The sequence below is a fragment of the Pseudanabaena minima str. Chao 2107 genome, from assembly GCF_051131155.1.
In the GTDB taxonomy this organism is placed as follows: domain Bacteria; phylum Cyanobacteriota; class Cyanobacteriia; order Pseudanabaenales; family Pseudanabaenaceae; genus Pseudanabaena; species Pseudanabaena minima.
Genome location: NZ_CP159508.1, coordinates 1878139 through 1891933, shown reverse-complemented (window position 1 = coordinate 1891933; position 13795 = coordinate 1878139). Strand labels below are relative to the sequence as shown.

Annotated in this window: 9 protein-coding genes and 1 tRNA gene; 7 read left to right on the top strand and 3 right to left on the bottom strand. The window is 40.5% G+C overall.

The window, feature by feature from the left end:
• Nucleotides 1–221 precede the first annotated feature (221 nt).
• The 5 genes from ABM313_RS08335 to ABM313_RS08315 all read left to right on the top strand — a co-directional run bounded on the left by ABM313_RS08335 (nucleotide 222) and on the right by ABM313_RS08315 (nucleotide 8677).
• On the top strand, nucleotides 222–1415 hold the full coding sequence (locus ABM313_RS08335) for an NAD(P)/FAD-dependent oxidoreductase (RefSeq protein WP_434687215.1): 1194 nt from the start codon (nucleotides 222–224) through the stop codon (nucleotides 1413–1415).
• A gap of 69 nt (nucleotides 1416–1484) precedes the next feature.
• Entirely contained in the window at nucleotides 1485–3083 is a 1599-nt protein-coding gene (locus tag ABM313_RS08330; protein WP_434687213.1) for a hypothetical protein, read from the top strand.
• 29 nt (nucleotides 3084–3112) lie between these two features.
• Nucleotides 3113–4267 carry an ABC transporter ATP-binding protein gene (locus ABM313_RS08325; RefSeq protein WP_434687211.1) on the top strand — a complete coding sequence of 385 codons (1155 nt, stop codon included), beginning with the start codon at nucleotides 3113–3115 and terminating at the stop codon, nucleotides 4265–4267.
• A 6-nt stretch (nucleotides 4268–4273) separates the two neighbouring features.
• Nucleotides 4274–5422, top strand: coding sequence for an ABC transporter substrate-binding protein (locus ABM313_RS08320; RefSeq protein ID WP_434687209.1), 1149 nt, complete (start codon nucleotides 4274–4276; stop codon nucleotides 5420–5422).
• Nucleotides 5423–5455: 33 nt separating this feature from the next.
• Nucleotides 5456–8677, top strand: coding sequence for a low-complexity tail membrane protein (locus ABM313_RS08315; RefSeq protein ID WP_434687207.1), 3222 nt, complete (start codon nucleotides 5456–5458; stop codon nucleotides 8675–8677).
• Here ABM313_RS08315 and pgeF read toward each other — a convergent pair.
• Together pgeF and ABM313_RS08305 are read right to left on the bottom strand one after the other, a co-directional pair.
• Nucleotides 8657–9403: a peptidoglycan editing factor PgeF gene (gene pgeF, locus ABM313_RS08310; protein ID WP_434687205.1), complete on the bottom strand. Its 747-nt coding sequence runs from the start codon at nucleotides 9401–9403 to the stop codon at nucleotides 8657–8659. The genes ABM313_RS08315 and pgeF overlap by 21 nt on opposite strands.
• A gap of 127 nt (nucleotides 9404–9530) precedes the next feature.
• Complete coding sequence (locus ABM313_RS08305; protein WP_434687204.1) at nucleotides 9531–10307, bottom strand: carbonic anhydrase; 777 nt, start codon at nucleotides 10305–10307, stop codon at nucleotides 9531–9533.
• A 208-nt stretch (nucleotides 10308–10515) separates the two neighbouring features.
• Between ABM313_RS08305 and ABM313_RS08300 the strand changes: the two genes are divergently transcribed.
• Together ABM313_RS08300 and ABM313_RS08295 are read left to right on the top strand one after the other, a co-directional pair.
• Nucleotides 10516–11040, top strand: coding sequence for a Ycf51 family protein (locus ABM313_RS08300; RefSeq protein ID WP_434687203.1), 525 nt, complete (start codon nucleotides 10516–10518; stop codon nucleotides 11038–11040).
• Between the two features lie 121 nt (nucleotides 11041–11161).
• Entirely contained in the window at nucleotides 11162–13273 is a 2112-nt protein-coding gene (locus ABM313_RS08295; protein WP_434687201.1) for a putative bifunctional diguanylate cyclase/phosphodiesterase, read from the top strand.
• 287 nt (nucleotides 13274–13560) lie between these two features.
• Here ABM313_RS08295 and ABM313_RS08290 read toward each other — a convergent pair.
• Nucleotides 13561–13632: transfer RNA gene (locus ABM313_RS08290), tRNA-Asn, on the bottom strand.
• Nucleotides 13633–13795 lie beyond the last annotated feature (163 nt).

Here is a 13795-nt window from a genome sequence, read left to right as displayed (position 1 = left end):
CCCAAACCTAAAAATAGCAACGTTTTCAACATATCGGATGATAGTGTATGAAAGCAAGTGAAAACAGATAACCTAGGGTTAACCAAAAGTTAATATGCTACTTCTTTCCTTACAGGTGTGCGGCGGAGCCGCACACCTGTAAGGAAAGGTTAGAAAAGGAGAGCTTCGCGCCCCTTTTCTAACCTTTGCGATAAGATGTAAAAAACAAATTGGATTTTCACATGACACGAATTTGTATTCTTGGTGGTGGTTTTGGCGGTTTGTATACTGCGCTTAATCTATCTCGCTTACCTTGGGCGGTCATGCCTGAAATTATCCTGATCGATAAAAGCGATCGCTTCCTCTTTACACCATTTCTCTATGAGCTAGTCACAGGAGAAATGCAGGAATGGGAGATTGCCCCAACATTTGCCGAATTACTTGCCGATACTGGCATTCAATTTGTGCAAGGCTTAGTTACCAATATCGATTTAGTCACTAAGCAAGTAGAAATTAATATTGGTCAGCGTAGTATTCTGACCTATGATCGCCTTGTATTAGCGATCGGTGGGGAAACACCGATGAACCTTGTTGCTGGAGCGGAGGAATATGCAATTCCATTCCGTAATCTCAATGACTTCTATCGCCTTAATAGCAAATTAGAACTATTAGAAGCCTCCAATCGTGACAAAATTCGTGTCTGTATCGCAGGCGGCGGTAGCAGTGGCGTAGAACTTGCCTGTAAAATTGCTGATCGCCTTAAAGATCGTGGTCGCGTTCGTCTAGTTGATCGCAATAACAAAATCTTAAGTAACTCCACAGACGCAAATCGTAAAATTGCGGAACTTGCCCTCTCGCAACGTGGTGTCTGGACTGATCTCAATACGCGAGTTTTGCAGGTAAATGACGGTGAAGTTACCCTCGACTACAGCGATGGAAGCGATACTTTACCCGTTGACATTGTGATGTGGACAGTTGGTAGCACCTTCTCGAAAATGCTCCAAAATCTACCACTTGAGCATGGTCGTCAAGGCACGATCACCACGGAGACAACCCTACAAGTTAAGGACTACCCTGATGTATTTGCGATCGGTGACTTAGCAAGTTGTTTTGACTCGAATTCTAGCCTTGTCCCTGCTACCGCACAGGTAGCCTTCCAGCAGTCCCAATATTGTGCTTGGAACATTTGGGCAAGCCTGAATCAAAAAGCACTGGTTCCCTTTAGCTATATTCCCCTCGGAGAATTTATTAGTTTAGGGATTGACGGCGCAACTGCTTCCATTTTTGGCAAGTTTAGTATAGATGGATTACCTGCCCATGTGATGCGGCGATTAGCATATTTATTGAGAATGCCCACCCTACAGCACCAATGGAAGATTGGCTCACACTGGTTGACTAAGCCTTTGATTGAGATGTTCAGAAAATCCGTAAATTAATCAGGTTATTCTTGCTGCTAAGCGGGAAAAATAACCTGATTAATTAGCGATCGCCTACATAGAAAACCTATGAATGATTCTTCATCAAATTCCCCACAAGCAGCATCTTGGTTTGATCGCATTGGTAACTGGAATCCGCAACTATTGCGGGAGATTCGGGGCAAGCTGAAATTGCGTAATCTGATCGTGGCGATCGGCTTATCGTTACTGTTTCAGGTCTTGTTGCTTTTGTTCTATAGCCAACGCATACCTAATGAAGAGTGTTATGCCCAAATCCGTGGTTTTGGCTGTGCCGCATCTTGGCAAGATTGGTGGCTAGAGCAGTTTCGAGTGATTACTTGGACTGAGCCGTTTGTTCTATTTCTAGCAGGTGTCTATAGCCTCGTAGCCGACCTCTCTTTAGAAGACTATAAAGGCACGCTTAACTTTATTCGCATCAGTCCGCGATCGAGCATCAATATTCTCATGGGCAAGATCATGGGTGTGCCCTTGCTTGCCTATATCAGTATCGGACTATCAATTCCTTATCACTTAACATCCGCGATCGGGGCAAATGTCCCGATCACCTTTTTATGCAGCTTTTACGTACTGATCATTGGGACAGCATTTCTACTATTTAGTGCTGCTCTGTTACTTGCTCTACTCAGTGGTTGGCAAGCCAAATTTGGTGGACAGGTATCCGCAGGCGCATTGTTATTTTCATTTATTACCTTTATCTGGATTGCCCCTGCTTTCATGTGGTGGAATATCTTCACAACATGGAGTTCCTTTAGCAAAGTCTTAGTAGGTGGACGGATCGACCCAATTCAAGCTGAATGGTGGTATTTGCCAATTACATCGAATATTTGGACTTCACATATTTTTACGATTAGCAACTTAGCAATTGTGAGCTTTGCCATTTGGCGAATCTTAGAACGCCGCTTTCACAATCCCAATGCCACTTTGGTTAGTAAAGCTCAAAGCTATGTCGCCACTACCTATCTAGAGATCTTGATGCTTGGCTTTTGTGTGCAGACAGGGTTTGCAGATAAGGGTTTTTCTGGAGAATTTCAGTTCATCTTGTTACTGATTATTTACATTCCCAATTGTTTTTTATTGTTTATAGCAATTACTGCTTTAACCCCGCACAGACAGGCTCTCTTAGATTGGGTAAGATTTGGAGCCTTATCGACGACAGAGGAGCATCCGACTGGAATTGGCTATATTCTGCGCGATTTGATTTGGTCAGATAAAAGCCCAACCCCGATCGCGATCGCCCTCAATCTTGTATTTACGCAAGTCCCTATTTTAATTTGGGTCAACACGTGGAACAACTCAGCCCAGCGAGATAAAGCCATGGTGGTATTAGCCTCTTTTACGCTCACCATGTTTTTGTTTGCCCTAATCGCCCAGTTGGTTTTGTTTTTGAAGACACGCAACCCGTCAGCATGGATGACAGGGATCATCTCTGCATTAATTTTTCTACCGATTTTAATTATGGCTAGTCTATCAATTAGTCCCGATCGCTATGCTGGACTATGGTTGTTTTTTGGATATCCTTGGTTTGTTGTGTCAAATATCAAACTTTCCGATATTATTTTGGCATTCGCTGGACAAATTTCTGTAATAATTGCGCTGACATTACAACTCATTTATCAGCTACAACGCGCTAAAATGCGAGAGACTTAGTGACACATTAGTAGACGTTTGAACATAACATGGCACAGTCAACCACTGCTAAACAGTTCGCCACGCCAACGGGTACAGTCCCTGATGTGGAGCTACAGCGAGTATTTAAAATGTTCGGGACAAATACTGTTGTCCAAGGTGTCGATCTGCAAGTCCAACGCGGTGAGCTTTTTAGCATTTTGGGACCATCAGGTTGTGGCAAAACGACTTTACTGAGGCTAGTTGCAGGCTTTGAAGAACCATCAGCAGGTGAAGTGCTGATTCAAGGCAATCCAATGACCTATATTCCCGCCTATCAGCGACCTGTGAATACGGTTTTCCAGAGCTATGCTCTTTTTGGTCACATGACCATCTTCGATAATGTTGCGTTTGGCTTGTCAGTTAAAGGTGTGCCTAAGCCAGAAATCCAACAAAGGGCGAAAGATGCACTCAAGCAAGTCCGACTTGATCACATGAGCGATCGCTATCCTAATCAAATATCAGGTGGTCAGCAGCAACGGGTGGCTCTCGCTCGCGCCCTCGTCAATCGCCCCAAAGTGATTTTGTTAGATGAGCCATTAGCTGCCCTAGACTTTAAACTCCGCAAGGAAATGCAGGTGGAGTTATCCAACTTGCAGTATGAGCTGGGGATTTCCTTCATTATGGTTACCCACGATCAAGGCGAAGCTCTAGCAATTTCCTCGCGAATTGCGGTTATGAATCAAGGTCGAATCGAGCAAATTGGCACACCTGCGGAAGTTTACGATCGTCCCTCTTCAGCATTTGTTGCCGATTTTGTGGGCGAAACAAATTTATTTGAATGTCGAGTGATCGAGCAGGATGGGGCATTTGTCGAGTTGCGATCATCTACAGGTTTAGCGATCGTGGCGGCAAAACCTAAGCATTGGTTGCCGATTCCCGAAGCAGTGGTCAGTGTGCGTCCCGAAAAAATCAAGCTTTCCACCGAATATCCTAATCAGCCTTACAATACCTATCGCGGTATTCTCAATAATGTTTTGTATCTCGGCGATCACTCTCAGTTTGTAGTGGATTTACATGCTAGCGAAAATGTGCCGCCCGTCAGAATCATGCTAGTACGTTCTAATCACCAAGGCGAAAAGACTCCTCCCTTTGATAGTCAGGTCTATGTCTCATGGATGCCTGAAGATTGTGTTGCTCTTCCCAAAACTACAGTCGCGACCTAAATTTCTATGCATATCTCTCGGCGAAAATTTCTTAGACAAACAGCCTATGCTGCATCGGCGATGGCTAGTGCTTCAACCCTTGCTGCCTGTGGCATTTTTGAGAAGGGACCACAAGAAACTGAAGCTGGTGAAGAGGATGTGAAGCGCCCAGTGACTCAGGACAAACGCACCCTCTATATCTATGGTTGGGCTACCTACATTAACAACCAAGAGGTTTTAGAGGAATTCACAAAGGAAACTGGGATTAAAGTTGTTGGAGATGCCTATGACTCTAATGAAGTTATGCTTGCCAAGTTAGAGGCTTCTGGTGGGCGATCGGGGTATAGCGTCATTTATCCTAGCGATTATATGGTGACGCAGATGCGGGATTTAAAGCTGCTTGCACCTTTGAATAAAAAGTTATTACCCAATATCAAAAATATCGCACCCAATTATTTAGAACTGCCCCACGATCGCGGCTCAATATTTAGTATTCCTGTAAGTCTGGGGACAACAGGGATTGCCTATAATGTCGAAGCGGTTAAGTCGGTGATTGGGGAGGAGCCGATGGACTGGAGTTATCTATGGGAACACAAAGAAAAACTACGAATTACCCTTGTTAATGATCCGCGTGAAGTGATCGGCATGGCTTTACATATTCTTGGTCATTCTTACAACACCAAAGAAACTGAAAAGATTGAGCAAGCTTTCCAAAAACTTAAGGAATTGATGCCTGCGATCGCCAACTTCACCACTGACGCATGGCGCGACCCCCTTGCTTCAGGCGATCTGATGATGTGCATGGCTTTTTCGGGTGATGCGATTAGCTTAGCAAGACAAGATCCCAATATTAAATATTTACTGCCCAATAACGGTACGTCAATATGGACAGATACCATGGCTATCCCCAGAGGGGCATCAAATATCGAAGGCGCTCATGAATGGATCAATTATGTAATGCGTCCTGAAGTTGCGGCTAAAATTAGCGACGCGAATAGTTTTGGTACGACTAATAAATTGGCAAAAACAATGATTCCTGATGACCTAAAAGCGATCAAGGCTCTAGAACCATCGGAAGCGATTACTGCCAGAAGCGATCGCATTGCCAAGCTTGATCCTGAAGTTCTGCAAATATATGAAGGTTTCTGGACACGTTTAACCACAGGTTTAGGATAAAAATTCTCGTCATGAGAGTTGCACTCAACTCTCATGACCTTCAAAGATCTCGCAATCATTTCTGAAGACTATATGACGACATCATCACCTTCCACTAACCCAACCAGCAATATTTCTCTAAGTAATCATCCTTTTATCTGGGGAAATATCGCTTTACTTGCAGGTGTGCCTTGGTTATTGGCGCTAAGTATGGCTGGCTTAGCGGTGGGTGATCCTGTCTTCCCTGCGTGGTTTGAGATATTTCTACTAGGATTTCCTGCGATCACCTTAGTGGCTTGGGTACATTGGCAACAGCCCATCTCTCCGTTTAGTCTATGGTTTGTCGCTAAGCCAAGTGAGAGCCTAAGTGAGTCAGAGCGTCAAATCCTGACGCTAGTTAAGCAACAGCGCAATGGTTGGTATCTAACGGGATGGATTGCAGCAGTAGTTGCGATCGCTATGAGTGCCATATTTTGCAAGCTCTATCTAGCTGCACCATTAGCTCAAGTCATTGCGCCATTTCCTGCCAGTTTGCGCTTATTTGGGATTATTTGGGCTGAGATTTTCTTCTTATTGAGTAATATTTTGGTGCAAGCGGGAATATCAGCTTTGCGAATTAAGTTAACGGCTGAGCCAGATCTCAAAGGTTTACAACCCTTTGCCGTTGAGAAAATCAAAAATAGCTTTACAACTATTGGTTGGCGATCGCCTCAGTTATTAAAGTTTTTTGAAGAAGAGGAAATAGGAGAAGTCACAAATGATTTACCTCAAGGCAAGATTGCTGATGAGGTGGCTGATCAGTCTCCAGTTGTACAAGAATCCCAAGAATCTCAAGAGCAAGAGACTGAAGAAACAGAGTCTAGCAATATTGCTTCAGAAGTCATATCTGAAGTAGATCCAGAAATTAATACTCTTGTTGAAAATATTTCTGAGAATGCGACGCTCGCTAGCACTATAGAAGAAGCGATCTCAGAACCTGTTGAGACTGCATTGGCTTTTGAATCTACCGAGATAGTTTTAGAACCTCAGATCGAAACAATTTTAGACGAAGAGATTGTTCAAGAATCTGAAGTTGCTGATGTTAGCCCAGATGCTCAGCCTGTTGAAGAAGTTGACGAATTAGAGGTCAGTGAGATCGTTGCTGAGGAATCCGTACTTGAAACAATTACCGAGCCTGAGACTGAGCAGGTTGAGACATTTTTAGATATTCCAGATGCGATCGCAGAGACTCAGATTGAGGAATCCCCAAACTTTGCAAATGAGCCTGTTTTAGAAGTTGCTAATTTTAGCCTAGACAATGATTGTATTGAAGAATCTGAAGAATTAGAAATCAGTGCGATTGTTGCTGAAGAATCTGTAATTGAATCAATTGCTGAGCCTGAAATTGAGCAGATTTTTGAAGAAACTCAAATTCAGTCAGTTTTACATCAAGAATTAGATCCAGAGATTGTTCGAGAGCCTGAACAAGTAGCTCCTATTGAAGTCTTTGAAGAATCTTTTGAAGAATCTGGAATCGAGACATTTTTAGATAAGCCAGAAGCGATCTCAGGGACTCAGATTGAGGAATCTACAACCTTTGAAAATGAGACTGTTTTAGAATTTGCTGATATTAGCTCAGATGATCAGCTTGTTGAAGAATCTGAAGAATTAGAAATTAGTGCGATCGTTGCCGAAGAATCTGTAATCGAATCGATTGCTGAGCCTGAAACTGAACAGATTTTTGAAGAATCTCAAATCGAGTCAGTTTTAAATCAAGAATTAGATCTAGAGATAGTTCAAGAACCTGAACAAGTAGCCCCTATTGATGTCTTTGAAGAATCTGAAGCCGAGACATTTTTAGATGTTCCAGAAGCGATCGCAGAGACCGAAGTTGAGGAATCTGTGACCTCTGAAAATGATCCTGTTTTAGAAGTTGCTGATGTGAGTTTAGATAATGATTTTATTGAAGAATGTGAAGAATTAGAAATTAGTGCGATCGCTGCTGAAGAATCTGTAATCGAATCGATTGCTGAGCCTGAAACTGAACAGATTTTTGAAGAATCTCAAATCGAGTCAGTTTTAAATCAAGAACTAGATCAAGAAATTACTCAAGAACCTGAAGAGTTAAATCCTTTTGCCTCCGATGATTTCATTGACCAAGCGGCTCCTGTTGAAACAGGTTTAGAGATTGCTGATACTGCATCTGAGTCCACAATTGAAGATCCTGAGATTAAGAACATTGTTGAAGAAACTGACGAATTAGTTCCCTTTGAGACTGATGAAGATCCTGATCTGACTTTTTTAGGAATTCCAGATTCTAGCTCAGAGGCAAACCTTGAAGAAACTGAACAGGCTGACGCTAGTCTAGATCCAACTGATACCTTCCTAGATGAACAGCTTGCAGAGGAAGAACTAGAATCCATTGAAACTGTCGAAGATTCAGACGTTGAGGTAGTTGATAATACAGCCGCAGCAAATGATGACAAAAGAGGGATAGACTTTTTAAAAAAATTGCGTAAAACGGGAGTTTCAACTAAAAAACTTGGTTTTGGTAAATCGATCAAGCGAGCTGATCTTCCTGCAAGCATTCCAGAAGTTTTGGAACCTGAGCCAGAGATTATTAATGAGCTTGAACAAGAGAATAATATAGAAGCGATCGCTGCGCCCACTGGGTCAGAGTTAGAAAGCATTGACAGCGAAACTCAAGATTTTGATGATGAATTAGATGAGCTAATTGCTTTTAATGCTTATGTTGAGAATATTCTCAAAGAATACTTAGAAGATAATGACGAAGAATCTGAGGATGTTGACAATAGTCTAGAAACTGTGCAGATTATTGAAGCAACACCAGAATTAGATATTGAAAGTAATGTTGACCAGAGCCTAGTCAATAGCGAATCTTTAGATGAGGAAAATGCTGAACCAATTGATCCATCAATAGTTTTTGACCCCAACCAAGAAACGATCGCTCAAGAAAACATAGAATCTTTTACCGAAAATCTACCAGCAATAGAAAATCAAGTTGGTGAGGAAAGTACTGATGAGATAGCAAGTAATGACCAGAAAATTCAAGATGCTAAGTACTTAGTTCAAGAATTTTTGGTTGATAAATTTTTCGCAAGACTAGAACAATTGAATAACGCAGATAAAGTTAACCAAGAAAAAGAGAAACCTCAAGAAAGTCCTTCGGAAATTGTTACTGAAATAGATGAGTTTGCAGATCTAGAAGCACTTTTAGACGGAACTCCCTTAAATGAGAATAACAATACTGAAGATTTAAGCGATCGCAATTCCTGACCACTGCACTTGTGGCGCTCTAGGAAGAGGATTGGGGTTATTTAAAAAATAACGTCTATAGGAAAAGAAGATTTCCTCATGTTGCAAAGTGCAGTAAGGTGCGATCGCCATATTTTTCGCTGGCATTCCTAGTTCTTGAAGCTGTTGCGCTTGGACTTGACGTAAATCAAGCTTGACTCTTTCTGGATGCTCATCAGGTTGTACTCCCACTGATTGACTAATCGTAGCTGTAACCTGTTGCGCCACATCTTGCGATACTTGATAGACATGACCCGAAATTGCTGGACCAAGCGCCACACGCAAATCCTCTAGTTCACTACCTTGATCGCATAATGTCGCGATCGCTTTAGTTACGATCCCCGCAGCAGTGCCGCGCCATCCTGCATGGACAGCAGCAATTGAGCCTAGCTTGCGATCGCCAATTAATACAGGTACACAATCAGCAGTACATACCCACACAGACCGACTATTACCATTGCGTGTAGCCCATACCCCATCGGCTTCAGGCAAATTTGTATTTGGTGCAGTTTCGATTTCATCGGCATGTATTAAGCGATTGCCATGCACTTGTTTTGCCCGATAAGCTTTGCCTGATGTGACCAAATGATTATGCAAATCGGTTGGTAATTGAGGAGCGTGCGATCGCGTAAAAAAACCATGTCGCCAGTCAGCCAATAGATCGCAAGTTAGTACGTTGTCTCGCCATTGCCATTGATTCGCATTCATTGATTTAGATTCTTAAAAGTAATGATTCCTTTAATACCCTTGATCCTACAGCAATTACCGATCAAACGAACTACAAGAGATTTTTGGAAACTCCAAAAGAAGAGGTGGCTACCACCTCTTCTTTTGGTTAACGATGTAACTGTACAGTTCTACTATTAATGGGCTGAAGGGGACGCGCATCAACTTGATAGATTTTAGTAAATGTTTCGATCTGTTCTGCTGAAACAGTGATTGGTTCCACAAAGATATTCCAACTTACATCTTCACTGCATGGTGGTGTGGTAAGAGATCCCTTGTAACTGTAATAAGCCTTGTTGCTAGGTAAGAGATTAGCTGCATTAACAAAGTGATCGCTAACCGTTTTAGTTTCGCCAACATCAGGAATCTGCTCCCAAATTTCGGCGATTAGAGGATTTGACTTACCTTCATTGAGCATAATTCCAACCACCGCAAGTTTTCCTGTCTCATTACGATGGACAAGATGCAGTTCCATTGCTGAGGCGCGATCGTTAATTTCATGCTCACTTGGAGTATGGAAATGAAACTGAAGTAATGAGTATTGCTCACCATTAATACTCACAGTACTACCCTGAGCATAGTTCACTTGAATAGTATGACCATTGTTAACAATACTCAAAGGAGAAGGTTTATAGTCAAAATTGATTTTTGCAGGACTAGTTTCTATCGCATTTTTAATATTAATCGGAGATTGATCTTTACCCAATTCACACATTGTAAAATCGTTGCTGAGTTTCCCCCATTGAGTAGGATTTGCAGCACCACCATAGCTCCAATGGGGTGAGTCTGCGGCTAAAACAGGTTTTGTGAGTAGTGCTAATGTCACCAGAGCGATCGCTAATAGTGACATTAACTTTTTGCTGCAATTCCTATTAAGTACATCCATTAGTGGGTGATCTCTTCTATTAAATTTCTAAAAGTTAAAGTAAATATATAACAATCATTGAGAATTACACCGCATTATTAAAACTTGCAGCACTAAGCACTGCTAATCTCTCCTTTTTAAGTTGATCAGTACTTTTCGCGGCTTTTGCAGAGCAAAGCGCTATAAAATGAGGTGAGTAGTTATTTAACAATTTACAAAAAATTAATTTATGTCGCTAACGCCTGCTTTATTTGGTCAACTCGCCCAAGCAATGGGCATATTTGTCTTAGTTTGCGCCTTAATTACAGGACTAGCTTTGGCATTTAATTGGAGTTGGCGCTATCGAATGGTAGGTGCAACTCTATTTTCAGTTGTCTTGGTTGTAGGACTTTTTTCTCTTAGCTTTGAACCAATTACCCGCTCATCTATTGAAGGAGCTGTCCCATTTAAGCTTGTTTATGATCGCTTTGGTCCACAAGCAACGATCGCCGTTGCGCCAACGATTACCCCTGAACAACTTGAGTCAACTTTAAAACAAGCTAGTAGCAACTTATTTTCTTCGGGGCGCAATGGTCAAGGTGAGTCACAGTTAACCATCTATGCCAGAACAGTTGTTCATGTGCGCGAAGGAGTATCCAAACCACTATATTTAGGACGTGTCAAGCGATCGCTAAGCTTACGTAATGACCCAAATATAGAATTAGAGATATTTACCGAGAAATTTGCTGAATTGCCTAAAGATACAACTTCATAAAAAAATTAGAGAGATACTTAGTAATCTCTCTAGTTTTTTAACTATCTACTAAGTTTTTATCCGTTTTAAGAAAGATATAGTTTAATTTTAAAAATTATCCCTGCAAGCTTCTTTTGAAAATATGCGAGAACTTTTCTCTGAGACATTATTGGAATTGTTAAGTTGTGTAAATCGCGTTAGCGAATCTGAATTGTTAACTAAACAGCAGCAAGATGATTTACAAAATATTAAATCTCTTAGTGCAAATTTAGCTAATTATTTTAACAACTTAGATATAGAGACAGCTAGTCTTAGACAAAAAATCAAAGAACTTAATCAGTCGATCCTCAGCATAGAATTAAACAATGAATATGAAGACGAGAGTTATACCTTATTAGCCTTAATTTTTGCTCGTCTGAGACATGCAATAAATCTTGATGAGTTGCTTGATTCTGTTGTTTTAGAAACATATCAGTTATTACAAAGCGATCAAGTTATTGTTTATCAACTAACCAATCAAGATGAAGATATACAGCCAGTCCAATACGAGGTTGTTAGTAATCCTCGATACTCACTTCAGGGGCAATCACTCCCATCAATCTATACTGATTCCCAATGGCTAGAAAGTTTTCAAAAATGTATTAGTCAGGTTATTTCCAATATTCACGATGATGATGTTGATCCCCAAGTTTTAACATCACTTTCTCCTTTAGGTATCCATTCAACAATTGTCATTGCTATTCCTAAAGGCAATAAACTATGGGGATTTTTAATAGTTCATCAATATAATAGCCCACGCTATTGGCATAGTTGGGAGATCGAAATACTTGAAAAGCTAGGAACTCAACTAGCAATTTCTATTCATCAAATACAATTACTTGCCAAGTCTAATGAAATTAGACTTGAGAGAGATCAAATAATTGCCAAACTACATCATAATCAGCTTCATGACCTATTAACAGGGTTACCAAATCGAAACTCATTAATGGAGTCTCTAGATCTGGCATTTGCAAAATTACAAACTGACTCTACTCGTAACTTTGCAGTTCTATCTATAGATTGCGATCGCTTCAAGTCAATTAATGATGATTTTGGTGTCTCAATTGGCAATCAGTTGTTACAAGAAATCAGTAAGCGTCTAATTACATATCGTAATGCCAATATCACTATCGCTAAAATTGATAGTGATGAGTTTGCGCTTTTAGTTGAGAATATTGATAGAGATAATCTTGGCGGTGAAAATTTTGTTGTTGACTTAGCTGATCAAATTTCTGCAAGTATTAAACAACCATTTCTGATTGATGACAATCAATTTTTTATCTCTGTCAGTATTGGTATAGCTATTAGTGATGTTGACTATATCTATGCAAATGAAATTTTGCGAGATGCTCATATTGCTATGCATCATGCTCGTAACCTTGGTCGAGGGAAGCAGGCATTGTTTAGAAATACAATGAATCAAGGTGCGAAAATACGCTGGCAACTAGAATCTGATTTGCGTCAAGCGATCATCCATGAAGAGTTTTATCTAACCTATCAGCCAATAGTTTCATTACATCAGCATAAGTTAACGGGATTTGAAGTTTTACTGCGTTGGATGCATCCATTACAAGGGCTGATTTCTCCACAGGAGTTTTTACCAATTGCAGAAGAAACTGGAGAAATTATTCAGATTGGTTATTGGGTTCTTGAAACAGCTTGTAGACAGTTACGTCAATGGCAGCAAGAATTTTCTGATACCCTATTACTCACCCTAGGAATTAATGTTTCTACAATTCAAGTTATACAACCAGATTTTGTAGAACGGATTCAAGAAATTATCGTAGCTAATCAAGTTTTACCTAGCTTAATTAAACTGGAAATTACCGAAACAATTTTGATGGATAATATCGAAATTTCTTCCCAAAAACTGGAGCAGCTTCGAGAAATTGGGGTTCAGGTATATATTGACGATTTTGGTACTGGTTATTCTTCATTCAGCTATTTACAAAATCTGCCAATCGACGTTTTAAAAATAGATCGTAGCTTTACAAGCAAAGTTTCTAGTGATGTTAAAAGCCAAAGAATTATTCAGTCAATTTTGCGATTAGCAAACAATCTGGGCATGGGAATCGTCGTTGAAGGTGTAGAAACTGCTCAAGAGTTAGATTATTTTGAAGGGTTAGGTGGCAGTAGTATTGAAGTGCAAGGCTTCTTTATTTCACATCCTTTAGATAGCGAAAGAGCTACTCAATGGATTCAATCAAATATCTAGTACCAAAGCACAAAATGGCTATACCATTTTGTGCTTCTAAAATTCTTACTGGATTTCACGTCAGTTTGATGAAAGCGAAAAATGATAAGAATCACTTAGTGCTTCTTATCATTTTTCGCTATTTACATCGTGTGAAGCACGTCGTAAATGGCTATATCGATTCACGTTAGGTTTAGTTTGCAAATCACAAAAGTGTAGCCAAACTCTTGTGATTTGGTATAGCTTTATATCCAATTTTAGATTAAGCACAAAAAAGAGGTAAGTATTGCTTACCTCTTTTTTGTTAACTCCCCAGGCGGGATTCGAACCTGCGACCGATCGGTTAACAGCCGATTGCTCTACCGCTGAGCTACTGAGGAATGTAGTTGTTTTACTGTGTCAATGACTTCAGCGTTAATAACTATAGCGTATATATGTGACAATCGCGCAACCTTTTTCAAAACTTTTTTAATCACTTAGTGAAAATGTCCCATAGACCAACTTTTATCTTACAACCTAAGAATTGAGGAGATTTGCGAAGCA